The following is a 25,287-nucleotide window of genomic DNA, read 5'->3' on the forward strand; positions in this document are numbered from 1 at the left end:
CGATTCCCACCCGGCTCGCGGCGCTGGCCCGACCGCCTATCCTCGGCGGAAGGAATGGGGAGGAACCGTGGTGCACGAGAACGACGACCGGGCCCACGTACCGGGCCGACCGCAGGTGCCGCAGCGGGACGTCGAGCCGCTCTGGCCGCCGGAGGAGACCGACTCGGCGGCCACGATCCCGCCGTGGGCGTCGGTGCCCTGGCCGCTCCCGCCGGCCGAGGCCCCCACACCCGCGGCGACGGACGTCCCGGCGCCCCAGGCGCCGGCTGTCGATCTGGACCTGCCGTTCACGCTCGACCAGGCGACGTCCGGCCCGGCACCGGCCCCGCCGGGGCCCGTGGCGTCCGGCTCACCGGTGGTGACCGGTGCGCCGACGACCCCTGATGTACCGGCGACGGCGGGCTCGCCGGCCACGGCGCCGGTGAGCCCGCCGCCGCAGGCGGCTCCCGCACCGACGACAACGCCCGCCACCGGCTCGGGTTCTACCGGCTCGGGCTCTGCCGGCGAGGCCGCCGGGAACGGACGGACCACCTCGCCGTGGGCACAGCCGCCGCAGCGGGCCGGGTCGGACCCCGCCACCACGCCGGACCCCACCGACGGCACGGCTCCGCCGTCCGACGTAGCGGAGACCGACGGCACCGTCGCCGGCCACGCCACCGTGGCACCGCCCTTGCCGTCCGACGCCCTCCCCACCGACGGCACCGCATCCGGCCGCGCCGCCGTGGCACCGCCCCTGCCGTCCGACGCCCTTCCCACCGACGGCATCGCCGCGGGCCGGGCCACCGTCGCGGGGATGCCGGCCCAGCCGTCGCCGGAATCCGGCACCGGACCGGCCGGGCCGGGCGAGCCCGCGCCGGAGCCGCCGCCCCGCCTCGGGCCGTTCCCGCCGTCGCCGGGCGTGCCGGCGCAGCCGTCCCCGTACGGCAACGGCTACCCGCCGCCCGGCTACCAGGCGCAACCCGGTCAGCCCGGGTACCAGCCGCAACCCGGTCAGCCCGGCTGGTACCCGCCGCCCGGCTGGACGCCCCAGACCGGCATGCCACAGCCGGGCGGTCCGGTGCCCCCGCAGGCGCCGGTGTCCGGCCCGGTGGCATCCCCACCGGCGCACCAGCCCTCGGCCCAGCCGGAGCAGGGCTGGACGCAGCAGCAGGCGGTGCCCCCGACCGCCGAGGACTTCGCCCGCCGCCGCCAGGCCCGGCCGGTCGACCCGGTGGCCACCATGGGCGTACGCGCGGTGGTCAACAAGATCGGGCTGGTCCGGCTCGCGCCCGGGCGGCACGAGCAGGAGATGAAGCGCGACATCGAGATGGTCCGCCGCAACTTCGGCGGCCTGCGCCAGGTGACGGTGGTCAACCCGAAGGGCGGCGCCGGCAAGACGGTGGCGATCCTGCTGCTCGCCATGACGTTCGGCCAGAAGCGCGGCGGATACGTGCTGGCCTGGGACAACAACGAGACCCAGGGCACCCTCGGCATGCGGGCGCAGCAGGACTTCCACGCCCGCACGGTGCGGGACATGCTGCGCGACCTGGCCCAGTTCCAGGGGCCGCACGGCCGGGTGGGTGACCTGTCGCAGTACGTCCGCTCGCAGGGCGAGGGCATGTTCGACGTGCTCGCCTCGGACGAGTCCGCGACCGGCGGCGAGATGCTCACCGCCGCCGCGTTCGCGGAGATCCGTGAGGTGGTCAGCCGGTTCTACAAGCTGATCTTCGTGGACACGGGGAACAACGTCCGGGCGCAGAACTGGCAGGCCGCGATGGACGCCACCGATCAGCTCGTGGTCACCATGTCGGCCCGTAACGACTCGGCCGAGACCGCCGCCCGGATGCTCGACCACCTGGAGCAGAGCGGCCGGCAGCGGCTGGTCCGGCAGGCGGTCACGGTGGTCTCGATGCCACCGTCACGCAAGGAGATCGACCTGCCCGCGATCCAGGCCCACTTCGCGGCGCGGACCCGGGCGGTGCTGCTGGCGCCGTACGAGCGGCTCATCGACACCGGCGAGCCGCTGCGGTACGGGCAGCTCTCCTCCGCCACCCGGGACGCCTGGCTGAAGATCGCCGCGTCGGTGGCGGAGGGGCTGTAGGACGGGCGCGACGGCCGACCCCCGAGAGGGCCGGCCGTCGCGGTAGTGGTCAGTCGCCGGACAGCGCGTCGCCGGCGGCCGGGTCGCAGTCGCGGAGGAACTGGGCGCACCGGGCCGCCTCGTCCGCCTCGCCGATCTCCCCCGCCGCGCGGGACAGCACGTAAAGGCAGCGGAGGAAGCCCCGGTTGGGCTTGTGCGACCACGGCACCGGGCCGTGGCCCTTCCAGCCGCTGCGGCGCAGCTGGTCGAGGCCCCGGTGGTAGCCGGTGCGGGCGTACGCGTACGCCGTGACGACCTGATCCGCGGCGAGCGCGCGGCCGGCCAGCGCGGCCCAGGCCGCGCTGTAGGTCGGGAAACGGGCCGCGACCTCGGCGTACGCCTCGTCGGTGCCCTGCTCGGCCGCCGCCGCCAGCGCGGCGTCGGCCTCCTCGTGGGTCGGGAGCAGGGTGGCCGGTGGCTCAGGCAACAGGTTCTGCATCGCCCCATTCAACCCGCTTCGCCCTCGGGTACGCGAGGGGCCTCGCCCGTACGGTTGGCTGAACGGCTGAGGGTTTCGTCACGCCTGCGGCGGGAGCGGACGTACCCGCGGCCCATGCCGCCGCCGTGGTTCTTGCACTACAAATACAGATCCGGAGCCTCCCCAGGACCCGGTTACGCAGGAGCCCGGCGGCGTGCCCGCCGGGCTCCTGTCGTTCGCGCCCCCGGTTTCGGCACTTGCCGTGCGGGGGCAGGATGGCCTGGTGCCGACCCCACCACCCGCGGACGTCATCGAGCCGCACGCGCCCCACGTCAACGAGATCGAGACCCGCACCGCGTTCGAGCAGCGGCTGGCCGGGGGCACCCTGGCCGGGCTGACCGTGCAGGGCCTGCGCCTCGACCTCGACCCGGTCCCCGACCTGCGCGACGTCGACGTCACCGGCACGCTCTTCGTGGGCTGCCGCTTCGCCGGTCGCGAGGTGGGCGCGGACCTGGTCCGCCGGGGCGCCAACGTGGTCCCGCCGTTCTCCGGGCTGCCCTACCCGACCCAGCCGTCGCACCTCTACACCGCCGACGAGCTGGCCGCCGGGTTCGCCGAGGGCGGGTTCGCCGAGATGTACGACACCCGGGTGTACGCGCACTTCCGGGCGCACGGCGGCGCGCTGCCGGACGTACGCGAGGCGCTCGGTCAGCGACTGCACGACCACGGCGTGGACAACGCGCTGGCCGACGCCACCCGGTCGTGGCTGGCCGCGCACGGCCCGCAGTCGGTGGTGGGCGTGATGGGCGGGCACGCCGTGCCGCGCGGCAGCGTCGCGTACCGGATGGCCGCCGTGCTGGGCTGGGAGCTGGCGCGGGCCGACCGCCTGGTGGTCACCGGCGGCGGTCCGGGCGTGATGGAGGCGGCGAACCTCGGCGCGTTCCTCGCGGCCTGGCCGGCCGAGGAGCTGACCGCCGCGATCGACGTGCTCGCCGTCGCGCCGGACTTCACCGACCACGACCGGTACACGGCGGCGGCGCTGGCGGTGCGCAAGCGGTACGCGGACGGCCCGTCGCTGCCGTCGCCCCGCCCGTCGGCACCCGGCACCGAGTGGGCCCGGTCCGGCGGGCTGGCCATCCCCACCTGGCTGTACGGCCACGAGCCGGCGAACCTGTTCGCGGGCCGGATCGCGAAGTACTTCTCCAACGCCATCCGGGAGGACACGATCCTGCGGCTGGCCCGGGGCGGGATCGTGTTCGCGCCCGGCAAGGCCGGCACCGTGCAGGAGGTGTTCCAGGCGGCCACCAAGACGTTCTACGGCACCGACGGGGCGAGCGGGGCGTACGTCTTCCTGGACCGCACGTACTGGACCACGGAGCTGCCGGTGGAGTCGCTGCTGCGGCCGCTGTTCGCGGCGTCCCCGTTCGGCGACCTGTCGCACACGATCCATCTGACCGACGACGTCCGCGACGCCGTCCGGGTGCTGACCGCCGGGTGACACACGGAAGGCCGGCCCCGTCCGGGTGCCGGCCTTCCGTTCACGCGCGAGGCGTCACTTCATGGTGGTGCCGGTGGAGCGCAGGTGCTCGCAGGCCTCGACCACGCGGGCGGCCATGCCGGCCTCGGCGGCCTTGCCCCAGACGCGCGGGTCGTACATCTTCTTGTTGCCGACCTCGCCGTCGACCTTCAGCACGCCGTCGTAGTTGCGGAGCATGTGGTCCGCGACCGGGCGGGTGAAGGTGTACTGGGTGTCGGTGTCGATGTTCATCTTCACCACGCCGTAGTCCAGCGCCTCCCGGATCTCCGACAGCAGCGAGCCGGAGCCGCCGTGGAAGACCAGGCTGAGCGGCTTGTCCTTGCCGTACTTGGCGCCCACCGCCACCTGGATGTCGTGCAGCACCGAGGGGCGCAGCTTGACGTTGCCCGGCTTGTAGACGCCGTGCACGTTGCCGAAGGTCAGCGCCGCCATGTAGCGGCCCTTCTCGCCCAGGCCGAGCGCGTCGACCATGGCCAGGCCGTCCTCGACGGTGGTGTAGAGCTTGTCGTTGATGGCGTTCTCGACGCCGTCCTCCTCGCCGCCGACGACGCCGACCTCGATCTCCAGGACGATCTTGCCCTTGGCGGCCTCGGTGAGGAGCTGCTCGGCGATCTCCAGGTTCTCCGCCACCGGCACGGCCGAGCCGTCCCACATGTGCGACTGGAACAGCGGCTCCTGGCCGGCCTTGACGCGCTCCTGCGAGATGGCCATCAGCGGCCGGACGAACTTGTCCAGCTTGTCCTTCGGGCAGTGGTCGGTGTGCAGCGCGATGTTCACCGGGTACTTCTTGGCGACCTCGTGCGCGTACGCGGCGAACGCCACCGCGCCGGTCACCATGTCCTTCACGGACGGGCCGGACAGGTACTCCGCGCCGCCGGTGGAGACCTGGATGATGCCGTCGCTCTCCGCGTCGGCGAAGCCCTTGAGCGCCGCGTTCAGCGTCTGCGAGGAGGTCACGTTGATCGCGGGGTACGCGTACCGGCCGGCCTTGGCCCGGTCCAGCATCTCCGCGTAAGCCTCGGGGGAAGCGATGGGCATGTCGAACGCTCCTTACTTACCGCTCTCGGCCGTGCAGGCCGCTGTCTTCCATGGGCGCGACCGTTCCGGTCGCTCACGTCCACGGTTGCGCCGGACCGCGCTGTCCACCGCGGGCAGTATCCCGTAGGAGCGCGAGAGGGGCACAACCGGCCCGGACGCCACTCACCGATTCTCCAGCCGGTCCGGTACGACGACGCTGATCAGCCAGCTCACCACCGCGACCACGATGGCGCCCCAGAAGGCGGCCCAGAAGCCGTCCACGTGGAACGGGAGCTTCAGCACCCCGGCGATCCAGTCGGTCAGCAGGAACAGCAGCGCGTTCACCACGAGCGCGAACAGACCGAGTGTGAGCAGGTAGAACACGCAGCCGAACACCTTGATGAGCGGCTTGAGCACCGCGTTGACCACACCGAAGACCAGTGCCACCACGATCAGGGTGAGCACGTTGTTGCCGGTGTTACGGCCGCTCACCTCCACTCCGGGCACGATCAGCGTCGCGATCCACAACGCGACCGCGGTGATCGCCAGTCGGATCAGGAAGCCCATGCCTCCCATCCTGGCACCGGCCGCGCGCCGGGAGCGGGACAATCGCCGACTCCGCCGTTCCGCCCGCCACCCAGCGGCGGCCCGGAGCAGCCCGTACGGTGGTGGGGACGATGCCCGCACGGAGAACAGGGAGGGACGATGGGTCAGCCCGACGAGGACTTCGCCCCCAGTGACCACCTCGCCCCGGAGGAGCGGGATCTGGAGGCCGAGCCGGCCGACGCGGTCGAGCAGGCCACCACGGTGACCGACGAGACAGACGGTGAGCCGCACCGGGGCATGGAGGTCGACGACTGGGACGCCATGGAGCAGGCCCGCGTCGTCACCGCCGACGAGGACGACTACCGCTGATCCGGCGCCCGGTCACCGCGGGCGGTTCGGCCGGAAACCCCCGCGACAGGAACCAGGCGATCACGAGATCATCGATGGGTGCTGCTGACCCTGACCACGACCCATCGCCCGGCGACCGACCTCGGACACCTCCTGGTGAAGCATCCGGACCGCGTGCAGAGCTTCGACCTGCCCGCCGGTGCCGCGCATGTGTTCTACCCGGAGGCGGACGAGGCGCGCTGCACCGCGGCGCTGCTGGTCGAGGTCGATCCGCTCAAGCTGGGCGGCGGCCGGAAGAACCGGGCGCCGGAGGGCTTCGCGCTCGGGCAGTACGTCAACGACCGCCCGTACGCGGCGTCGAGCCTGCTCTCGTCGGCGCTGGCGAAGGTGTTCCGCTCCGCCCTGCGGGGCGAGTCGCGCGACCGTCCCGAGCTGGCCGCGAGCGCGATCCCGCTCGCCGTACGGGTGCCGGTGCTGCGCTGCCGGGGCGGCGCCGACCTGGCGGTACGGATCTTCGCGCCGCTGGGCTGGACCGTGACGGCCACCCCGATCCCGCTCGACGAGACGTACCCGGAGTGGGGTGACAGCCGCTACGTCGACCTGACGCTGACCGGCACGCTGCGACTCGCGGACGCTCTCAACCACCTGTACGTGCTGCTGCCTGTGCTCGACGACGCCAAGCACTACTGGGTGGCGCCGGACGAGGTGGACAAGCTGCTGCGCGCTGGCGCCGGCTGGCTGGCCGGTCACCCGGAGCGGGGCCTGATCACGCGCCGCTACCTGGCGCACCGGCGCGCGCTCGCGGGCGAGGCGATGGCCCGGCTGACCGAGCTGCGGCTGGCCGACGAGCCGCCCGCCGACGACAGCATCGAGCCCGCCACCGGAGAAGTCGCGGCGGTGGAGGACGTCCGCCGCGCCTCGCTTGCGGTACGGCGGCGGGAGGCGGTGCTCACCGCGCTGCGGGACAGCGGCGCGAGCCGGGTGCTGGACCTGGGTTGCGGTGGCGGCGCGCTGCTCACCGCGCTCGTCGCCGACCGGCGGTTCACCGAGGTGGTGGGCGTCGACGTGTCGGACCGGTCGCTCGGCCTGGCCGCCCGGCGGCTGCGCCTGGACCGTCTGCCGGAGCGGCAGCGGGACCGGATCCGGCTGTGGCAGTCCGCGCTGACCTACCGGGACGACCGGCTCCGGGGGTACGACGCGGCGGTGCTGATGGAGGTCGTCGAGCACCTCGACCCGCCGCGCCTGCCGGCGTTGGAGGACGCCGTGTTCGGTCACGCCCGGCCCGGCACGGTCGTGGTGACCACCCCGAACGTCGAGTACAACGTGCGCTACGAGGGGCTGGGGCCGGACCGGTTCCGGCACGCGGACCACCGGTTCGAGTGGACCCGGGCGGAGTTCGCCGCCTGGGTGGACCGGGTGGCGGCGGCGCACGGCTACACGGCGGTGCTCGGCGGCGTCGGCGACGACGATCCGGAGGTGGGCACGCCGACCCAGATGGCGGTGCTCACCCGCGCCGACCGCGACGAACGGCCCGGTCGCGACGAGCGCGCCGGCCGCGACGAACGGCGCGACCGGAACGACAGCAACGACCGGAAGGAGGCGACGAACCGATGACCGTCCTGGACATCCCCGAGCTGGCACTGGTGGCGCTCGTCGGCGTCTCCGGCTCCGGCAAGTCCACGTTCGCCCGGCGGCACTTCGCGCCCAGCCAGGTGCTCTCCTCGGACACGTTCCGCGGCCTGGTGGCCGACGACGAGAACGACCAGTCCGCGTCCGCCGACGCGTTCGACGCGCTGCACCACGTCGCCGCCATCCGGCTGCGGCGGGGACTGCTGACTGTGGTCGACGCGACCAATCTCCAGCCGCACGCCCGCGCCGGGCTGATCCGGGTGGCCCGGGAGCACGACGTGCTGCCGGTGGCGATCGTGCTGGACGTGCCGGAGGCGGTGGCCTGGGAGCGTACGGAGGCGCGCGCCGACCGCACGCACGGTCGCCAGGTGCTCAACCGGATGCGCCGTGACCTGCGGCAGTCGTACGGGCGGCTGGCCCGCGAGGGCTTCCGCAAGGTGCACGTGCTGCGCGGGGTGGAGGAGATCGACGCCGCGGAGATCCGCTACGAGAAGCTGTTCAACGACCGGCGCGAGCTGACCGGTCCGTTCGACGTGGTCGGGGACGTGCACGGCTGCCGTACCGAACTGGAGGCGCTGCTGTCCCGGCTCGGCTACGTGCTGCGGCGCGACGACGCGGGCCGCCCGGTGGACGCGGCGCACCCGTCGGGGCGTACCGCGGTGTTCGTCGGTGACCTGGTGGACCGCGGCCCGGACTCGCCCGGCGTGCTGCGCCTGGTGATGGGCATGGTGGCCGCCGGCCACGCGATCTGCGTGCCGGGCAACCACGAGCAGAAGCTGCTGCGCAAGCTGCGCGGCCGGGACGTCCGGCTCACCCACGGCCTGGCCGAGACGATGGAGCAGCTCGCCGCCGAGCCGCCGGAGTTCGTCGCCGGGGTGGAGACGTTCATCGACGGCCTGGTCAGCCACTACGTGCTCGACGGCGGGCGGCTGGTGGTGGCGCACGCCGGGCTGAAGGAGGCGTACCAGGGGCGGGCGTCCGGCCGGGTGCGGTCGTTCGCGCTCTACGGCGAGACCACCGGCGAAACCGACGAGTACGGCCTGCCGGTGCGCTACCCGTGGGCGCGGGACTACCGGGGTTCGGCGATGGTCGTGTACGGGCACACGCCGACGCCCGAGCCGGAGTGGGTGAACAACACCATCTGCCTGGACACCGGTTGCGTGTTCGGCGGGCAGCTCACCGCGCTGCGCTACCCGGAGAAGGAGCTGGTGGCCGTCCCGGCGGTGAAGGAGTGGTACGCCCCGGCCCGTCCGCTGTTCCCGGTCGCGCCCGCGCGTCCGGACACCGTGCTGGACCTGGCCGACGTGACCGGGCGGCGGCACCTCACCCACGCGTACGGGTCGCTGACCGTGCCGGCCGAGAACGCCGCCGCCGCGCTGGAGGTGATGAGCCGCTTCGCGGTCGATCCGGGCCGGCTGGTGTGGCTGCCGCCGACCATGGCGCCCTGCTCGACGTCGACAGTCGACGGGTTCCTGGAGCACCCGGCCGAGGCGTTCGCCGAGTACCGCGCGGCCGGCGTCGACCGGGTGGTCTGCGAGGAGAAGCACATGGGCTCGCGGGCGGTGGTGCTCGTGGAGCGGGAGCCGGGCCGCTTCGGCGGCGGCGTGGTGCACACCCGTACCGGAAGGCCGTTCTTCGGCCCGCCGCTCGACGACGAGCTGCTGGCCCGGGTGCGCGCGGCGGTCACCGCCGCCGGCCTCTGGGCCGAGCTGGACACCGACTGGCTGCTGCTCGACGCCGAGCTGCTGCCCTGGTCGGCGAAGGCGGGCGGGCTGATCCGCGAGCAGTACGCCGGGGTCGGCGCGGCCGGGCGGGCCGCCCTGCCGGCCGTGCTCGCCGCGCTGGGCACCGCCGCCGGACGCGGGCTGCCGGTGGACGCGCTGCGCGACCGGATGGCCGGGCGGGCCGCCGAGGTCACCGCATACTCGGCGGCCTACCGGGCGTACGTCCGGCCGACCGACGGGCTGCGCGGGGTGACGCTGGCGCCGTTCGCGGTGCTGGCCGGGGCCGGGGTGAGCTACGCCGACCGCGACCACGGCTGGCACCTGGCGCTGGCCGACCGGCTCTGCGCCGCCGACCCGGAGTTCTTCACCCCGACCCGGCGGCGGGTGGTGGACCTGGCCGACGAGTCGGCGGTGGCCGACGCCACGCAGTGGTGGCTGACGCTCACCGCGGCCGGCGGCGAGGGCATGGTGGTCAAGCCGTACGCGGGCCTGGCCGCCCGGTCACCGAAGGGCTCGCTGCTCCAGCCGGGCATCAAGTGCCGGGGGCGGGAGTACCTGCGGATCATCTACGGTCCCGGGTACACCGAAGCGGCGCAGCTCGCCGCGTTGCGCCGCCGTTCGCTGGGACGCAAGCGCGGGCTCGCCCTGCGGGAGCACGGCCTGGGCCTGGCCGCCCTGGACGCGCTGGCCGAGGACGCTCCGCTCTGGCGCCGCCACGAGCTGGTGTTCGCGATCCTCGCCTGCGAGTCCGAGCCGGTCGACCCCCGCCTCTGACGAGGACGCCCGGTCCGGCCGAAATGCCGGACCGGGCCGGGGTACCCTGTGTGGCCGTGGACACAGCAGAGAAGACCCGGATGTTCTCCGAGAGCGTGGCGCTGAACCCGCTCGATCCGAAGGACCTCATCCACACCTTCGGCATGATCGGCGTCTGGGTGATCCTCTTCGCCGAGACCGGGTTGCTCGTCGGCTTCTTCTTCCCCGGCGACTCGCTGCTGTTCCTGGCCGGGGTGGCCGCCTCCCCGGTGGCCGACGCCATCTTCGGCGACGGCACCCGCCTGTCCCTGGCCGGGCTGATGATCGGCGGTCCGCTCTGCGCGATCGCCGGCGCCCAGCTCGGGCACTGGCTCGGTGCCCGGTACGGCCGCCGGATGTTCGAGAAGCCCAACTCCCGGCTGTTCAAGCGGGAGTACGTGGAGAAGGCGGAGTACTACTTCCAGAAGTTCGGCCCGGCGAAGGCCGTGGTGCTGGCCCGGTTCATCCCGATCGTGCGGACGTTCCTCAACCCGGTGGCCGGGGTGCTCGGCATGTCGGCCCGCCAGTTCTTCGTGTGGAACGTGGTGGGCGCGATCCTCTGGGTGGACGGCATCCTGCTGATCGGCTACCTGCTGGCCCGCCAGATCTACGACGCCATCGGCGACAAGATCGACAGGTACATCCTGCCGGTGGTCGCGCTGATCATCGTGATCTCGGTGCTGCCGATCTTCTTCGAGTTCCTCCGCGACCGGCGGGCGCGCAAGCGCGGCGAGGCGGTCGCCGTCATCACCGCGGCGACGGTGGCCGGCACTGTGGAGGCAGCCCGGGAAGGCATCGAGGAGCACCGGCCCGGGCACGGAGACGGCGGGCAGCACCGCCGCTGAGCGCGTACGGACGCCGAAGGCCGGCCCTCGGACGAGGACCGGCCTTCGACATCACTGATCTCGCCGGGTCACACGGACGACGACAGCCGTCACCGTGCGCTGATGGCGCCACCCCTCGCACGCCACCGGTCACCCGGTCGAGACGACCCTCGCTCGGGCCGGCCCGAAGGTTTCAGCGAGCCTTCTTGGTGGCCCGCTTCCGCGGCGGGGTGAGCAGATCCGCGATCGTGGCGATCGCGGACGGCACCAGCCGGTAGTACGCCCAGACCCCGCGCTTCTCCCGCTCCAGCAAGCCGGCCTCGGTGAGGATTCGCAGGTGGTGGCTGACCGTCGGCTGCGAGAGGCCGAGCGGCGCGGTGAGGTCACACACGCACGCCTCCCCCTCGGGAGCCGACTGGATCAGGCTGAGCAGCCGCAGCCGGGCGGGGTCAGCGAGGGCCTTGAGGACCCCCGCAAGCCGCTCGGCGTCGGCGCGTTCGATCGGCTCGCCGGCAAGCGGCGAGATCTGAGGCATGGTCATTTCAGCCAACGCAGTTCCCACGTATTCCATCCTTCCACCAGCAGCATCGATCCGCCTGCATATCAGCAGATCCGAATCGGCAAACTTTTACGCCACAAGGCCGAGGTCAGCCAACGTATAGGCCGCCCGATAGGGCAATCCGGCGGCTCGCACCGTGTCGCCGGCACCTCGATCAACAATAACCGCCACACCCACCACCTCGGCCCCCGCCTCACGCAATGCTTCGACCGCCGTCAACACACTTCCACCGGTGGTGGAGGTGTCCTCGACCGCGAGCACCCGCCGCCCGGAGACGTCCGGCCCCTCGATCCGGCGTTGGAGACCGTGGGCCTTGCCCTCCTTGCGGACCACGAAGGCGTCGACAGCGCGACCGGTGCCCGCCGAGGCGTGCAGCATGGCGGCGGCCACCGGATCGGCCCCCAGGGTCAGCCCACCGACCGCGTCGTACGCCCAGTCGGCGGTGAGGTCACGCATGACCCGGCCGATCAACGGAGCCGCTTCGTGATGGAGCGTGACGCGACGCAGATCCACGTACCAGTCCGCCTCGCGGCCCGACGAGAGCACCACCCGGCCGTGCACCACAGCTAGGTCAGTGATGAATTTGCGCAGGTCGTCGTGGTCGCCCATGGCCCAAGAGCGTACTTCGCAAGTCTGAGCGCCGTGTTTCGGGTCTGCCCTGGTCAACCCTGCGGGCGACGGGCGGGTGGCGAGGAGCGGCTACGCTGTGCGACCGTCCATCCCGGCCGGCCGCCGTACCGGCCCGCGTACGGGTGGCCGCCGGTCAGCCGCCCTGCCGGCCGACCGCACCCCGGCTGTCCCGCCGGAAGCCGCGCAGCAGGCGCTTCGGCGCGTACCGCAGCCCGGCCACCGCCACCTTGTACTTCCAGTCCGGGACACTCACGAACTTACCTTTATGCAGGTCAAGCAGCCCTTCGGCAACCACATCGTCGGCCCGCAGCCAGGCCCAGGCGGGTAGGCGGGACATGTCGATGCCCGCCCGTTCGTGATTTCCGGTTCGGGTGTAGCCGGGGCAGAGCGCCATCACGCGCACGCCGAGCGGCGCGACGGACTGGCCGATCGATTCACTGAAATTCGTCACCCACGCCTTGCTGGCCGAGTACGTGGATCCCGGCATGGGGACACCGAAGCCGGCAACGGAAGAGACATTTATCACTGCCCCGCGGCCCCGCTCGATCATCGAACCGAGGGCGGCATGGGTCAGACGCAGCACCGCGAGCACGTTGAGCCGGACCAGCCGCGCCTCGTCCGCCACCGACGAGCGGACGAACGACGTGTTCAGACTGATGCCGGCGTTGTTGACGAGCAGCTCGATCGGCGTACCGGCGGTGAGCCGTCGTTCGACCGCCGCACATCCGTCCTCGGTGGACAGATCCGCGGCGATCGTCTCGGCGTCGCCGCCGCGCCGGCCGGTCAGCTCGGCCGCCAGCGCGTCCAGCCGGGCGGCGTCCCGGGCCACCAGGACGAGGTCCCAGCCGTCGGCGGCGAGCCGGCGGGCGAACGCCTCGCCGATGCCCAGGCTGGCGCCGGTGACCAGGGCACGGCGCCGGGAGGGGTCGGTGTCACCTGTCATCGGCGGTCCTCGGGAGGCGGCGGGAACCCACCCGGCGGCGGCGCGGGCGGTGCGGGCGCGGGCGGTGCGGACGGGGGCGGTGCAGGCCGCTCGTACGGCGACGGACCGGAGACGGGCGGCGCGGAGGCCGGTGGGGCGGAGGCGGGCGGGTTCAGGCCGGGCGGCGGTCCCCAGGGCGTCGGACCGGGGGCGGCCGCGCCGGACACGGTCGAGCCGTAGCCGGACAGCCTCAGCGGCGCGGTGCGGCGGCGCAGGAACGCGCCGGACGACGGCAGCGCGAGCAGCACGGCGACCACCAGGTAGCCGAGGATCTGCGCCACCGACACCGTCGCGTTCACCGGGATCCACCACGACGGGTAGGCGTCTCCGACGAGCCCCAGCAGGTCGGCGGTGATCCGGTCGTCCGCGCCGAGCCGCAGCGGGGCGGCTCGCTGGCCGACCAGCACCGCCAGCCCGCAGCAACCGCAGAGCAGGCCCGTCCCGGCGACCACCCAGGTCGCCGTGCGGGCGCCGGAACGACCGGCGAGCAGGCCGAGCGCGAGCCCGACGAGCAGCAGCGCGGCGAGCACACCGAGCACGGCGGCCAGCACTGTGGAGCCGCGCAGCAGGCCGGCCACCTGGTCGATGTCGCCACCGCTCGCGCCGGTCCGTTCCGCCGCCGCGTCCCGGAACCGGTCCACCGTGCCACCGCCGACGGCCAGGTTGGCCACCGCGTACGCCACGGCGCCGACCGCCATCGCCAGCAGCAGCGCCGCCGCGGCGAGGACAGTGCCCGGCCGGCGGGGTGCGGCCCGATCGGGGTACGACACGACTGATCCCTCCGGTAGGCGTCGGCTTGCAACCTACTCGGAGGGATCGTCGGCGTCGCTGTAATCCGGACGTCAACTTCCGGATGGCGGCTCCGGGTCGCGGCGCTCACCCGGCTGACCGCCGGGCGCGGACGGCGGCTGACCACCCGGCGCGGACGGCGGCTGACCGCCGGGCGTCGACGGCGGCGTGCCGGGAGCCGGCGGGTACGACGGGTACGCCGGATCCCCCGGCTGGCCCGGGTGCGACGGGTACGCCGGGTAGGCGCCACCGGGCACCGGCGGCTCCCAGCCGGCCTTGGGCTTGCGGAAGAACTCGTTCGCCTTCGGCAGCGCCAGCAGGATCAGCGCGGCCAGCAGGGCGAGCAGCGCGACCAGGCCCAGCAGCAGGTTGACCGGGGTGTACCAGGACGGAAGCGCGTCCTCCAGCCGGCGCTGGATCTCCTCCGAGCTGGGCACGTCACCGGTGGTGCCGCTGCCCGTCATGCCGCCGGTGAGACCGGTCAGCAGGCCGCCGCCGGTGCAGCAGAACAGGATGCCGCCCAGCACCCAGGTGGTGATCCGGGAGCCGTTCTTGCCCCGGTTGTTCAACAGCGCGAGGACGACGAGCCCGGCCGCGATCAGCAGCGACACGACCGCCGTGATGATGCTGAACGCGTACGCGATGTCGGCGGCACCTTCGGCCGAGGTGCCCGCGTACGCGTCGGTGAGAACGTCGCGGATCTTGCCGACGACGCTCAGTGCCACGATCAGGTTCAGCACCTGGATCGCGGCGACGAGGATGAGCAGCCAACTGGAGAGCGACACCACGCCGGGACGCGTGCGGGGCGGGGTGCCCGGAGCATCGACCATGATTCTCCCTTCCTGGATGAGAAGCCCACCGTAGCGATCTTCGACCAGCTCAGCACGCCGGAACGGGTCACCTCTCGGCGGCGCGCCGCAACCGGCGGTGCTCGGCGGTGACCACGCCGAGCAGCGCGAGATCGAGCGCGACGGCGGAGACCGCCCCGAACTGGTTCACAGTGAAGTTGAAGACCTGCCCGAACAGCAGGTCGACCAGCAGCGCCAGCTTGAACAGGCGGAACGCCTCGGTCCGGTTGCGGCGCAGCAGCCAGGCGGCCCACAGGCCGAGCACGGCGGTGATCAGCGCGGTGGCGCTGACGCCGAGCACCGCGCCCCACTCCCGTTCCTGGTCCAGCTTCCCGGTCACGCCGTCGACGAACACCGCCACCACCGTGAGCACCGGCTCCACCACCAAATAGACCACCACCGGCCAGACCAGCCAGCGGCGTCCGGCCGCCCAGACGGCGAGACGCCGGGCCCGGTCCGCCGCCCGCTGCCAGAGCGGCACCGGCGGCGGTTCCCGATGGGGTACGGCGTCCAGCAGTTGCGCCATCGCCGTCTCGGTGGCCGGCCCGGTGCCCTGTACGAGCCGCAGCACGGCGATGCGACGGCGATCGGTCAGCCCGCCCGGCAGGCCGCTGAGCACCATGTCCAGCGCGTTCGCGGTGCGCTCGGCCGGGGTCAGCCGGGACCGGCCGGTGCGTCCACGTACCGCCTGGGTGAGCAGGACCAGCAGCGCGAACGCGACGTAGATGATGGCGGCGGCGGGGGCGTAGAAGTAGTCGGTGCCGGTGGTGACGAACTTGCCCACCTCGTCGATGAACAGCCCGAACCCGATGCCGCCGATCACCGCGCCGCCGGTGCGGGCGCCGCCGCCGAGGAAGACGAGCGGGACGCCCAGGCCGACGGCGAGCAGCAGGCCGCCCCAGAGGACGTGTGCGATGTGCAGCCCGCCGCCACCGAGCTGCGGATAGTCGGTGGCCTTCAGGTACGCGCGCACGGCCAGCACGGTGACCACGCCGGAGAGCACGAACGCCTGGAGGTAGGACGCCGCCTCGACCGCCCGGGTCGGCAGCCGGCGGACCAGCCAGCCGATGCCCGGTCGGTGGCGCGGCGATTCGGGTGGCATGTCCCGAAACCTAGTAGCCCCGCCACTCCTCGCGGGCGTAGTCCAGCACCCTCGGCCGCAACAGCGTGGAGGCCGGCACGTCCAGCCGGGCCCGGTCGGCGGGGAACGTGCCGGCGGCGGCCAGCACCTCCGGGGTGAGGAACCGCAGCGGCGGCGGGTCGGCCGGCAGCGCCAGCTCCGGCGCGACATCACCCGGCGCGGCGAGCACGAACCCCCAGTCGCCGAAGCTCGGCACGTCGACGTGGTACGGCACGGTGGCGAAGCCCGCCTCGCGCACCGACCGCTCGATCGACCAGTACGACCGGGGCGCGAAGTAGGGCGACCCGGACTGCACGACGAGCCGCCCGCCGGGGGCCAGCACCGGCCGGACCAGCGTGTAGAACTCGATCGTGTAGAGCTTCGCGGTGGCCGTCTCGTCCGGGTCGGGCAGGTCGGCGATCACCACGTCGAAGCGGTCGGTGGCGGTACGCAGCCAGGCGAACGCGTCCAGGTTGAGCACGCGTACCCGGGGGTCGGTTAGCGACTCCCGGTTCAGCTCGCGCAGCTGCGGCTCGCGGCGGGCCAGCTCGACCACTGCCGGGTCGAGGTCGACGAGCGTCACCGAGCGCACGTCCGGGTACTTGAGGATCTCCCGCGCGGCCAGCCCGTCCCCGGCGCCGAGCACCAGCACGTCGCCGTGCGCCCCGCGCATCGCCGGGTGCACGAGCGCCTCGTGGTAGCGGTACTCGTCGATCGAGCTGAACTGCAGGTCGCCGTTGAGGAACAGCCGCAGGTCGGTGTCGGAGTGGCCGGGTTCGCGCACCGAGCGGGTCAGCACGATCTCCTGGTATCGGCTGCGCTCGGCGTGCACCACCGGGTCGCGGTAGAGCTGCTGGCGGGTGGTCACCTCGAAGTCGTGGGCGGTCACCCACGCGTACCCGAGAAGCAGGCCGACCACGACGGTGGCCGCGCCCAGCGCGGCCCGCGCCCGGCGGCTGAGTTCGGCGCGGAACACGGTGAAGACGAGCACCACACCGGCGACCGCGTTCACCGCGCCCACCACGAGCGCGCCCTTGAGCTGGCCGAAGACCGGGATCAGCAGGAACGGGAAGGCCAGCCCGCCGAGCAGTGCGCCCACGTAGTCGGCGGCGAACAGGTCGGCCACCGCGCTGCCCGCGGACTGCTCCCGGATGCGTTGCAGCATCACCATGAGCAGCGGGATCTCCGCGCCGATCAGCAGGCCGAGCACGAACGCGGTGCCGACGAGCGCCGGGCCGTACAGGTCGAGCCAGGCGAACGCGGCGTAGAGCCCGAGCACTGAGAGGCCGCCGAGCAGCGCCAGCGTCAGCTCGATCACCGCGAACGACACCACCGCCCGGGACTGCAACGGCTTCGCCACCAGCGCGCCGACGCCCATCGCGAAGACCATCACGCCGAGCACGATCGACGCCTGGCCGACCGTGTCGCCGATCAGGTAGCTGCCGAGCGCGACCAGCGCCAGCTCGTACACCAGGCCGCAGGCCGCGCACACGAAGACCGCGAGCAGGACCGCCGCGCGGGCCAGGCGCCACCGCGGCCGTGCGGCCACGTCGGCGGTCACCGTCTGCTCCGGGTACGTCCGGCGGCTCCCGCCCCGGCGCGCTGCGCGGGCACCCGTACCCGGTGGTTGCGGCGCTGTCGCACGCCCACGGCGAGGAACAGCGCGGCGAGCAGGAACAGGCCGACCGAGCTGAGCACGTAGATCCAGCGGTCCCGCCAGAAGTCGTTGCCGGCGTCCGGCAGCGGGGCGGCGGCTGTCGACGGCGCGGCGGTGGGCGTCGCGGCCGGCTCGGCGAGCCCGCGCTCGGCGGCGAGCAACGGCAGGATCGTGGCGGCCCGGGTGACGGCCCAACCCGGGTCGTCGACGAACGCGTCCTCGTCCAGCCCGAAGCGGCCCAGCCGGGTCTCGATCGCGGCGAGGTCGACGAACTCGATGTCGTCCGAGCCCTTGATCCGGATCGTGGCGGAGTCCTCCGACTCGCTGCTCGACGAGGTGTACCTGACGTTGGCGGAGACCGCGAGCCAGCGCGTGCAGCCGGGCGCGTCGACGACTGTGGTGCCGTCGCCGAGGTTGGAGCCGACGCTCACCTCGTCGTACACGTCGAGCAGTTCCCAGCCGTAGCAGATGCCCTGGCTGTCGGCGGCGGCGCGGAGGATCGGCACGGTGCCGGAGCGCTCGTCGGCCGCCGGTGCGGGGACGGAGGTGTCCGAGTCGCCGCTGAACGCGCCGATGGCGCAGACGACCACCACGACCCCCACCACCACGGACCAGATCACCGTCTGGGTGCGCTTGTCCTTCCCCACCTGGTGCTTGGCGGGCTTGCCGCTCATCAGATGATCGCGGCCGCGATGATCGCGCCGGTGGCGAGGTGCACGGTGGCGGAGACCCACACCGCCGGGTGCGGCTCCGGGTCCACGAGCAGCTCACCGAGCTTGCCCGGGGTGGCCACGTCGAGCAGCACGAACGCCGCCGCCATGATCACCAGACCGAGGATGCCGTACGCGGCGGCGCCGACCAGCCCCAGCGTGAAGTCGTCGTCGCTGGCCACGATCGCGGCGACCACGATCGTGCCCACCCCGAGCAGGTTGGACGAGAGCAGCAGCGCCGCGTTGCGGTTGCGCTCGGTCCAGATCAGCTCGTGGAGCTTGCCGGGGGTGGCCAGGTCGACCAGGACGTAGCCGATCGCCATCAGGACGACGCCGACCGCGCCGTAGGCCAGGGTGACCAGCAGGTCGGTGACGAGATGCTGCACAGGAGACTCCAGGGTGAGGGGGTCGGAGGGGCTACTTGCCGGAACCGGGGCCGCCGCCCCGGACCGTGCTGCCTCGGCCCCAGCCCCAGCTGTTGCCGACGACGCTGTGGTACCGGGGGTAGGCGGTGGTCATCTTCTCCAGCAGGATCACCGAGCCGACGGCGAGCGGGAGGATGACCACCGAGTCGTCGTCGTAGCGCAGGTAGACGCCGCTGCCGTCGACGTACTGGTCGGCCGGCTTCCAGGCGTCGGTGATCTGCTTGGACACGTCGCTCGGCGCCTTGTTCGAGGTGTACGCGATCGCGTTCGAGCCGATGTCCCGCCCGGTGGCGCGGGAGAAGTTGTCCTCCACGTAGCCCCGGGGCGAGAAGTTGCCGTAGAAGATCGTGAAGGCGGCGATGAGCGCGCCGATGACGGCGACCGCCACGCCCACCACGAACCACCGTCGGTACGTCACAGCTCCTCCACCACGGTCTCGGTCAGGACCAGCTCGTTTGTCTGCGGGTAGGCGTGCCAGGTGCGCCAGGCGAGCGCGCCGTCCGGCGGGCGGGGCCGGACGGAGAGCGCGGTGACCGCGTCCTCGTCGCCGGGGAAGACGCCGATCAGCGCGTACGGGTCCTCGGCCAGTTCGGCGCGCAGCGCCGCGACCCGGGTGCGCAGGCCGTCGCCCTCCGGCCGGAGCACTGTGGCGAGGAACCGGTAGCCGGCCGTCTCGTCGTGCAGCGTGCCGGGCAGGTGCGGCGGGCGGCCGCGCAGGCAGGCGACCGTCTCGGTGAGCGTGCCGAGCACGACCTGGTGGGAGGCGCCGAGCAGGCGCAGCCGCAGTCGGGGCAGGCCGGGCAGGTCGATGTCGCGTACGGCGAGCGCCGGCAGTTCCGGGCCGCCCAGGGCCAGGCTCAGATCGGCGGCGCTGGTGTCGACGTAGGGCGCGTCCAGACAGACGAGCACGTCAGCGCACCGTGTCCGGGCCGCCCTGCGGGTAGATCATCACCTCGGCGCGGCGCAGCTCCTCGCCGAGGTTGACCTCCCAGCCGGCCTCCCCGTACGCCTCGAACGACAGCCGCGCGCCACCGGGCGCCTGGTAGTCGTAGTAGCGCATGGTGCCGCTCGGGTCGAGGCCGGTGCCCTCGGTCGCGGTGTACCGGGCCTGGCCCGACTCGTCCCAGTTGTAGCGGCGGCCGGCGATCTCCAGCGTCGGGGCGCCCGGCGTGACGGTGGCCCCCGGCTCGCTGGTCCAGAGCACCATCTCCAGGTCCGGGTCGCTCTCGACGGAGAGCCAGCGCTTCACGCCGCCCGCGTCGTCGAGCAGGTGCTCCGCCCAGCTCCAGCCGCCCTCGACCAGGTGCACCGAGCCGCGCACGGTGTACGGCACCGTGCGGATCTCGACGATGTCGCCCGGCTTGAGCGCGCGCGGGTCACCACGCAGCGCGTCGGCGTCCCGGTCCCGGAACGGGTCACCCGGAGCCGCCTTCGTCTTCGGGCGGGACGCCGACCGGGACTTCCGTACCGCGATCACGGCGATCACCACACCGGCCACCCCGACCAGGCACCCCAGCGTGGTCACCACGTACGCCAACGAACCGTTCACGACCGCCTCCCCCAACGTGCTCGGCGGGAACGGTAACAACCGCACGCACGCCTTCTGAAGTCCTGTTCGCTGAGTGTGCGCTCAGTTACCGCGCGCCGCCGGCGAGCCGGTCGGCGGCGTATTCGCCCAGCGTGGCGCGGCCCATGAGGCAGCCGGAGAACGTGGTGAACTCACCGTCGTCGCCGCGCAGCCGCGCCCAGGCGTCCCGCCCGGCGGCCGGGTCGACAGCCTCCAGCAACGTGGCCGCGTACGCCCGGCCGGCCGGCGAGCCCTTGCGGAGCAACCTGTCGACCCGCTTACGGGCCGCCTCCGGGTGCTCCCGCAGCCCCTGTTCCAGCGTCCGGTACGCCTCGGTCGCGGGCAGGATCTGCCCCGCGAGCCCCACCCCGCCGAAGGCGAGGGTGTCCGCACCGTCGAGTTCCCGCGCAGCCTCGTCCAGTTCCCGTTCCCAGCTCCCGCTCATGCCCCACTATGTGCCCACCCCACCACCCCCTCACCCCTGCCGCCCGCCCCGGTTCTCCCCTCGGCTCTCCCCTCGGCTCTCCCCTCGCTCTCCCCTCGCTCTCCCCGTTGATCAAGGAGTTTGTGTCCCCGCCGGCGCCTCCACAGGACACAAACTCCTTGATCAACGCAGGTGGAGGTTGAGGCGACCCCGGCGGGTGGGGCGGCGGCAGGCGGAGTGCGGTGGGACGGCGAAGGCCCGGCCGGAGGCCGGGCCTCCGCAAGGGTGGTGCGGGTCAGGCGGCGGTCACCGCCAGGGACTCCTTGGAGTCGGACAGGTCGACGCGGACCGTGTCGCCGTCGCGGATCTCACCGGCCAGCAGCGCCTTGGCGAGCTGGTCGCCGATCGCCGACTGCACCAGCCGGCGCAGCGGGCGGGCACCGTAGATCGGGTCGTACCCGTGCTCGGCCAGCCACGTCCGGGCCGCCTCGGTGATCTCCAGGCCCAACCGGCGGTCCGCAAGACGGGTTCGCATCCGGTCGAGCTGGATGTCCACGATCGACCGCAGGTCTTCGCCCTGGAGCGCGGCGAACACCACGATGTCGTCGAGCCGGTTGAGGAACTCCGGCTTGAAGTGCGACCGGACCACCGCGAGCACGCCCTCCCGGCGCTCGTTCTCGGTGAGCGTCAGGTCGCTGATCACCGACGAGCCCAGGTTCGAGGTGAGGATCAGGATCGCGTTGCGGAAGTCCACGGTACGGCCCTGACCGTCGGTGAGCCGGCCGTCGTCGAGCACCTGGAGCAGCACGTCGAAGACGTCCGGGTGGGCCTTCTCCACCTCGTCCAGCAGGATCACCGAGTACGGCCGGCGGCGCACCGCCTCGGTGAGCTGGCCGCCCTCCTCGTAGCCGACGTACCCGGGCGGGGCACCGACCAGGCGGGCCACCGAGTGCTTCTCGCCGTACTCGCTCATGTCGATGCGGACCATGGCCCGCTCGTCGTCGAAGAGGAACTCGGCGAGCGCCTTGGCGAGCTCGGTCTTGCCGACGCCGGTCGGGCCGAGGAACAGGAAGCTGCCGGTGGGGCGGTCCGGGTCGGCGACGCCGGCCCGGGCGCGGCGGACCGCGTCGGAGACCGCGCCGACCGCCTCGGCCTGGCCGACCACGCGGCCGCGCAGCGACTCCTCCATCCGCAGCAGCTTGGCGGTCTCGCCTTCGAGCAGCCGACCGGCGGGGATGCCGGTCCAGGAGGCGACCACTGCGGCGATGTCGTCCGCGCCGACCTCCTCCTTGAGCATCGCGCCGTCGGCCTGGAGCCGGGCCAGCTCCTCCTCGGCCTGCTTCAGCTCGGTCCGCAGCGCGGGGATCCGGCCGTACCGCAGCTCGGCGGCGCGTTCCAGCTCGCCGTCGCGCTCGGCCCGCTCGGCCTCGCCGCCGAGGCGCTCCAGCTCCTCCTTGGCGGTGGAGAGCTTGGTGATGTGGCTCTTCTCGGTCTGCCAGCGCTCGGAGAGCGCGGTGAGCTGCTCGCGCTTGTCGGCCAGCTCCTTGCGCAGCCGTTCCAGGCGCTCGGCGGACGCGGCGTCCGGCTCCTTCGCCAGCGCCATCTCCTCGATCTCCAGCCGGCGTACCGCCCGCTCGATCTCGTCCACCTCGACCGGGCGCGAGTCGATCTCCATCCGCAGCCGGGACGCGGACTCGTCGACCAGGTCGATCGCCTTGTCCGGCAGGAACCGGTCGGTGATGTAGCGGTCGGAGAGCGCGGCGGCGGCGACCAGCGCGGCGTCGGTGATCCGTACGCCGTGGTGCACCTCGTAGCGCTCCTTGAGCCCGCGCAGGATGCCGATGGTGTCCTCGATGGTCGGCTCGCCGACCAGCACCGGCTGGAAGCGGCGCTCCAGGGCCGGGTCCTTCTCGATGTGCTCGCGGTACTCGTCGAGCGTGGTCGCGCCGACCATCCGCAGCTCACCGCGCGCCAGCATCGGCTTGAGCATGTTGCCGGCGTCCATCGAGCCCTCGCCCTTGCCGGCGCCGACCACGGTGTGCAGCTCGTCGAGGAACGTGATGACCTGGCCGTCGGAGTTCTTGATCTCCTCCAGCACGGACTTCAGCCGCTCCTCGAACTGACCCCGGTACGACGCGCCGGCCACCATCGCACCGAGGTCGAGCGAGACCAGCTTCTTGTCCCGCAGCGACTCCGGCACGTCGCCGGCCACGATCCGCTGGGCCAGGCCCTCCACGATCGCGGTCTTGCCGACGCCCGGCTCGCCGATCAGGACCGGGTTGTTCTTCGTACGCCGGGACAGCACCTGGATCACCCGGCGGATCTCCGAGTCCCGGCCGATCACCGGGTCGATCTTGCCATCGCGGGCGCTGGCGGTGAGGTCGACGCCGTACTTGGACAGGGCCTGGTAGGTCTGCTCCGGGTCGGCGGTGGTGACCCGGCGGTCCCCGCCGCGGACGGTCGGGAACGCGGCGACCAGGTTCTCCTCGGTGGCGCCGGAGTTCTTCAGCGCGACCGAGACCGCGCCGCCAACCCGGGCCAGCCCGGCCAGCAGGTGCTCGGTGGAGGTGTACTCGTCGCCCAGCGGCCGGGCGATCTGCTCGGCGGCGCCGATGGCGTTGACGAACTCGCGCGCCAGCGTCGGCTCGGCGATGCTCGACCCGCGTGCGGCGGGCAGCGCGTCGACCGAGCGCTGGGCGACGCGGCGCAGCTCGGCGGGGTCGGCCCCGACGGCGCGCAGCAGGCCCGCGGCGGTCGAGCCCTCGGTGTCCAGCAGTGACAGCAGCAGGTGCCAGGGCTCCACGGTGGCGTGACCGCGCTGGTTCGCCAGCGCGACGGCACCGGTGATGGCCTCGCGGCTCTTGGTGGTGAGACGTTCCGTGTTCATGGGCTCCCCCGGATCGGCGTGTCCACTGGACATGACACAACCAGAGTTGAGTCTATTCCGCTCAACTCCACCCCTGTGACCTGAGTCACCGCCCATCGGTCTCGCCGGAGAGATCTTGGTATGAAACGGCCCCTCCGAGGGCCCTTTCGTACCAAGATCTCAGCGACGCGGGAGGCGCGCGCGGCACGGGGTCTCGTGGTCGGCGCGCAGCACGCAACGCCGGCCGCCGTCCAGCTTGCGGTCACAGAACACCCAATGGCGTACGGCCTGGTCGTCCTCGACCGAGACGGTGATGCCACCCAGCTCCACCACCGCGAGGAACGCCAACGACCGTCCGGCCGTGCGACCGAGCATCTTCGCCCGAGCCAGATCGGCCGCACGCACCGGCAGGTGGATCACGTAACGCCCGGTCACGGCCGCCCGGCCAGGTCACGCATCGACGGAGCCTGCCGGGACTGCCACTCGCGTAACGCAACCTTGATCCGGGCCGTCTCATCCCGGCTCCGGGCGACTTCGGCGTACGCGGCGGCGAGGTCCCCGGCGACGCGATCGAGGAACGCGGCGACCTCGGCGGGATCCAGCCCTCGACGGCACGTCGGGAAGCGGCGGCCCCGCACCTGCCAGGGCCGGAGCGGAAGGTACGACGCGGAGCGGTAGGCGCCGACCGGTGCGGAGTTGGGCGGGCCCGCGTCCCGCCGCTTCGGACGTATTCGCAGGAGATTGCGCACGACACTGTCCCTTCTCGCGAGGACGGGGGTCGGGACGAGCCACGGGGGATGCCCGCCCCGACCCGGGAAAGCTCCAGGTGCCATCCGGGAGCGTTCGTCAGCAACCTACAATCGGTACCAGTCGTAGGTCAACGACCGACCCACAATTGCTTGAGGTTGGAGGTGGTTGCATGGTCGAATGGGCGTGCCATCCGGGGAGTGTGTATGCCCAAGCAGCAGTACCAAGTGCTCGCAGACGAGCTGAAGAGCAAGATCGATTCGGGCGAGTGGCCACCCGGCACCAAGCTGCCGAGCCGCGCCCAACTGTGCAAGGAATACGGCGTCTCCGACACCGTCGTCGGCAAGGCGATGATGATCCTGCGCGCGACCGGCCTCACCGAGACGCTCGAAGGCGTCGGCGTGTTCGTAGCCGAACGGGACTAGACGAGCCGCCCGAGCCGCATCGACCAGTCTGTGGTTCGGCCCCGGAAACAGCACGTGCGCGCCCGGAGTAGCCTCACCCGCGTGCGAGTACGTGTCGAACAGACCGCCCTGCCCGGGATCGGCGTACGTCATGATCTGATGACGGAGTCCGGCCGCCGGCTCGGCGTGGTCTCCCACCGCAATGGCCGTCGCGACCTGGTCCTCTACGACCCGGACGATCCCGACTCCTGCCAACACGACATACCCCTGACCGACGACGAGGCGGAGGCGCTGGCCGACATCCTCGGCGCGTCGCTGATGCTGGGTCAGCTCTCCGGGCTGCGCGAGCAGGCCGCCGGGCTGCTGACCGAGCAGATCGCCATCCCGGCGGGGTCGAAGTACGTCGGCAAGCGGCTCGCGGACACCAAGGCACGCACCCGGACCAGCGCGTCCATCGTGGCCGTGCTGCGTCAGGGCGCCGTGAACGTCTCGCCCGATCCCACCTTCCGGTTCGAGGCCGGCGATGTGGTCGTCGTGGTCGGTACCCGTCAGGGGCTCGACGGCGTGACCGCGATCCTCGCCGAGACCGATCCGGACGGCTGACG

General features: G+C 72.7%; 26 protein-coding genes and 1 pseudogene. 8 read left to right on the plus strand and 19 right to left on the minus strand.

What is annotated here, in order from left to right; all coding sequences use genetic code 11:
• Positions 1 to 67: 67 nt before the first annotated feature.
• A complete protein-coding gene (locus ACN27C_RS07615; RefSeq protein WP_422750804.1) occupies positions 68 to 2,080 on the plus strand; it encodes a chromosome partitioning protein in 2,013 nt (670 codons plus the stop codon).
• Between the two features lie 49 nt (positions 2,081 to 2,129).
• Here ACN27C_RS07615 and ACN27C_RS07620 read toward each other — a convergent pair whose 3' ends face one another.
• Positions 2,130 to 2,558 carry a DUF3151 domain-containing protein gene (locus ACN27C_RS07620; RefSeq protein ID WP_091414087.1) on the minus strand — a complete coding sequence of 143 codons (429 nt, stop codon included), beginning with the start codon at positions 2,556 to 2,558 and terminating at the stop codon, positions 2,130 to 2,132.
• A gap of 262 nt (positions 2,559 to 2,820) precedes the next feature.
• On the opposite strand from ACN27C_RS07620, the gene ACN27C_RS07625 reads away from it, so the two are divergent.
• Positions 2,821 to 4,035, plus strand: a complete 1,215-nt coding sequence (locus ACN27C_RS07625; protein ID WP_199733323.1) for an LOG family protein — start codon at positions 2,821 to 2,823, stop codon at positions 4,033 to 4,035.
• A gap of 54 nt (positions 4,036 to 4,089) precedes the next feature.
• On the opposite strand, the gene fbaA is transcribed toward ACN27C_RS07625, so the two are convergent.
• The gene (gene fbaA / locus ACN27C_RS07630) at positions 4,090 to 5,112 is read right to left on the minus strand and encodes a class II fructose-bisphosphate aldolase (protein WP_120572360.1); all 1,023 of its coding nucleotides are present in this window, start codon (positions 5,110 to 5,112) and stop codon (positions 4,090 to 4,092) included.
• A gap of 162 nt (positions 5,113 to 5,274) precedes the next feature.
• Positions 5,275 to 5,658 (minus strand): phage holin family protein, encoded by a 384-nt coding sequence (locus ACN27C_RS07635; RefSeq protein WP_073826809.1) that lies wholly within the window; start codon positions 5,656 to 5,658, stop codon positions 5,275 to 5,277.
• 138 nt (positions 5,659 to 5,796) lie between these two features.
• Here ACN27C_RS07635 and ACN27C_RS07640 point away from each other — a divergent pair, with 138 nt between their 5' ends.
• From ACN27C_RS07640 to ACN27C_RS07655, 4 genes are all read left to right on the plus strand, one after another.
• The gene (locus ACN27C_RS07640; protein ID WP_120572362.1) at positions 5,797 to 6,006 is read left to right on the plus strand and encodes a hypothetical protein; all 210 of its coding nucleotides are present in this window, start codon (positions 5,797 to 5,799) and stop codon (positions 6,004 to 6,006) included.
• Between the two features lie 78 nt (positions 6,007 to 6,084).
• Complete coding sequence (locus ACN27C_RS07645) at positions 6,085 to 7,599, plus strand: 3' terminal RNA ribose 2'-O-methyltransferase Hen1 (RefSeq protein ID WP_350814368.1); 1,515 nt, start codon at positions 6,085 to 6,087, stop codon at positions 7,597 to 7,599.
• Positions 7,596 to 10,112 carry a polynucleotide kinase-phosphatase gene (locus ACN27C_RS07650; RefSeq protein ID WP_422750805.1) on the plus strand — a complete coding sequence of 839 codons (2,517 nt, stop codon included), beginning with the start codon at positions 7,596 to 7,598 and terminating at the stop codon, positions 10,110 to 10,112. Before ACN27C_RS07645 ends, ACN27C_RS07650 begins: the two co-directional genes overlap by 4 nt.
• An 80-nt stretch (positions 10,113 to 10,192) precedes the next feature.
• Positions 10,193 to 10,975: a DedA family protein gene (locus ACN27C_RS07655; protein WP_393156960.1), complete on the plus strand. Its 783-nt coding sequence runs from the start codon at positions 10,193 to 10,195 to the stop codon at positions 10,973 to 10,975.
• Between the two features lie 172 nt (positions 10,976 to 11,147).
• Here the strand turns inward: ACN27C_RS07655 and ACN27C_RS07660 are convergent, their stop codons facing one another.
• The 16 genes and pseudogenes from ACN27C_RS07660 to ACN27C_RS07735 all read right to left on the minus strand — a co-directional run bounded on the left by ACN27C_RS07660 (position 11,148) and on the right by ACN27C_RS07735 (position 24,280).
• On the minus strand, positions 11,148 to 11,525 hold the full coding sequence (locus ACN27C_RS07660; RefSeq protein ID WP_007454255.1) for an ArsR/SmtB family transcription factor: 378 nt from the start codon (positions 11,523 to 11,525) through the stop codon (positions 11,148 to 11,150).
• Between the two features lie 57 nt (positions 11,526 to 11,582).
• Complete coding sequence (gene pyrE, locus ACN27C_RS07665) at positions 11,583 to 12,122, minus strand: orotate phosphoribosyltransferase (RefSeq protein WP_091413808.1); 540 nt, start codon at positions 12,120 to 12,122, stop codon at positions 11,583 to 11,585.
• A 154-nt stretch (positions 12,123 to 12,276) separates the two neighbouring features.
• Positions 12,277 to 13,086 (minus strand): SDR family NAD(P)-dependent oxidoreductase, encoded by an 810-nt coding sequence (locus ACN27C_RS07670; RefSeq protein WP_422750806.1) that lies wholly within the window; start codon positions 13,084 to 13,086, stop codon positions 12,277 to 12,279.
• A 161-nt stretch (positions 13,087 to 13,247) separates the two neighbouring features.
• Positions 13,248 to 13,895 (minus strand): annotated as a pseudogene (locus ACN27C_RS07675) (hypothetical protein); the annotation flags it as partial.
• A gap of 72 nt (positions 13,896 to 13,967) precedes the next feature.
• A complete protein-coding gene (locus ACN27C_RS07680; protein ID WP_422750807.1) occupies positions 13,968 to 14,744 on the minus strand; it encodes a hypothetical protein in 777 nt (258 codons plus the stop codon).
• A 67-nt stretch (positions 14,745 to 14,811) separates the two neighbouring features.
• Entirely contained in the window at positions 14,812 to 15,810 is a 999-nt protein-coding gene (locus ACN27C_RS07685; protein ID WP_199733234.1) for a hypothetical protein, read from the minus strand.
• A gap of 64 nt (positions 15,811 to 15,874) precedes the next feature.
• On the minus strand, positions 15,875 to 17,443 hold the full coding sequence (locus ACN27C_RS07690; protein WP_358170752.1) for a polyamine aminopropyltransferase: 1,569 nt from the start codon (positions 17,441 to 17,443) through the stop codon (positions 15,875 to 15,877).
• Positions 17,440 to 18,213, minus strand: a complete 774-nt coding sequence (locus ACN27C_RS07695) for a hypothetical protein (protein WP_422750808.1) — start codon at positions 18,211 to 18,213, stop codon at positions 17,440 to 17,442. Before ACN27C_RS07695 ends, ACN27C_RS07690 begins: the two co-directional genes overlap by 4 nt.
• A complete protein-coding gene (locus ACN27C_RS07700; protein WP_030269725.1) occupies positions 18,213 to 18,635 on the minus strand; it encodes a DUF350 domain-containing protein in 423 nt (140 codons plus the stop codon). The genes ACN27C_RS07695 and ACN27C_RS07700 overlap by 1 nt, the downstream gene beginning before the upstream one ends.
• 31 nt (positions 18,636 to 18,666) lie before the next feature.
• On the minus strand, positions 18,667 to 19,092 hold the full coding sequence (locus ACN27C_RS07705; protein ID WP_120572372.1) for a DUF4247 domain-containing protein: 426 nt from the start codon (positions 19,090 to 19,092) through the stop codon (positions 18,667 to 18,669).
• Positions 19,089 to 19,583: a DUF2617 family protein gene (locus tag ACN27C_RS07710; RefSeq protein WP_364808741.1), complete on the minus strand. Its 495-nt coding sequence runs from the start codon at positions 19,581 to 19,583 to the stop codon at positions 19,089 to 19,091. The genes ACN27C_RS07705 and ACN27C_RS07710 overlap by 4 nt, the downstream gene beginning before the upstream one ends.
• Before the next feature lies 1 nt (position 19,584).
• Entirely contained in the window at positions 19,585 to 20,223 is a 639-nt protein-coding gene (locus tag ACN27C_RS07715; protein ID WP_422750809.1) for a DUF4178 domain-containing protein, read from the minus strand.
• An 85-nt stretch (positions 20,224 to 20,308) separates the two neighbouring features.
• Complete coding sequence (locus tag ACN27C_RS07720) at positions 20,309 to 20,686, minus strand: hypothetical protein (protein WP_422750810.1); 378 nt, start codon at positions 20,684 to 20,686, stop codon at positions 20,309 to 20,311.
• Positions 20,687 to 20,960: 274 nt separating this feature from the next.
• Positions 20,961 to 23,552, minus strand: a complete 2,592-nt coding sequence (gene clpB / locus ACN27C_RS07725; RefSeq protein WP_422750811.1) for an ATP-dependent chaperone ClpB — start codon at positions 23,550 to 23,552, stop codon at positions 20,961 to 20,963.
• 159 nt (positions 23,553 to 23,711) lie between these two features.
• The gene (locus tag ACN27C_RS07730) at positions 23,712 to 23,966 is read right to left on the minus strand and encodes a hypothetical protein (protein WP_422750812.1); all 255 of its coding nucleotides are present in this window, start codon (positions 23,964 to 23,966) and stop codon (positions 23,712 to 23,714) included.
• Entirely contained in the window at positions 23,963 to 24,280 is a 318-nt protein-coding gene (locus ACN27C_RS07735; RefSeq protein WP_422750813.1) for a DivIVA domain-containing protein, read from the minus strand. Before ACN27C_RS07735 ends, ACN27C_RS07730 begins: the two co-directional genes overlap by 4 nt.
• Positions 24,281 to 24,484: 204 nt before the next feature.
• Here ACN27C_RS07735 and ACN27C_RS07740 point away from each other — a divergent pair, with 204 nt between their 5' ends.
• Positions 24,485 to 24,703, plus strand: coding sequence for a winged helix-turn-helix domain-containing protein (locus ACN27C_RS07740; protein WP_121685715.1), 219 nt, complete (start codon positions 24,485 to 24,487; stop codon positions 24,701 to 24,703).
• An 81-nt stretch (positions 24,704 to 24,784) separates the two neighbouring features.
• Positions 24,785 to 25,285, plus strand: coding sequence for a cation:proton antiporter regulatory subunit (locus tag ACN27C_RS07745; RefSeq protein ID WP_091416018.1), 501 nt, complete (start codon positions 24,785 to 24,787; stop codon positions 25,283 to 25,285).
• The last annotated feature ends 2 nt before the right edge of the window (positions 25,286 to 25,287 follow it).

It is taken from the genome of Micromonospora sp. WMMD1219 (assembly GCF_049315215.1).
Lineage (GTDB): Bacteria > Actinomycetota > Actinomycetes > Mycobacteriales > Micromonosporaceae > Micromonospora > Micromonospora tulbaghiae.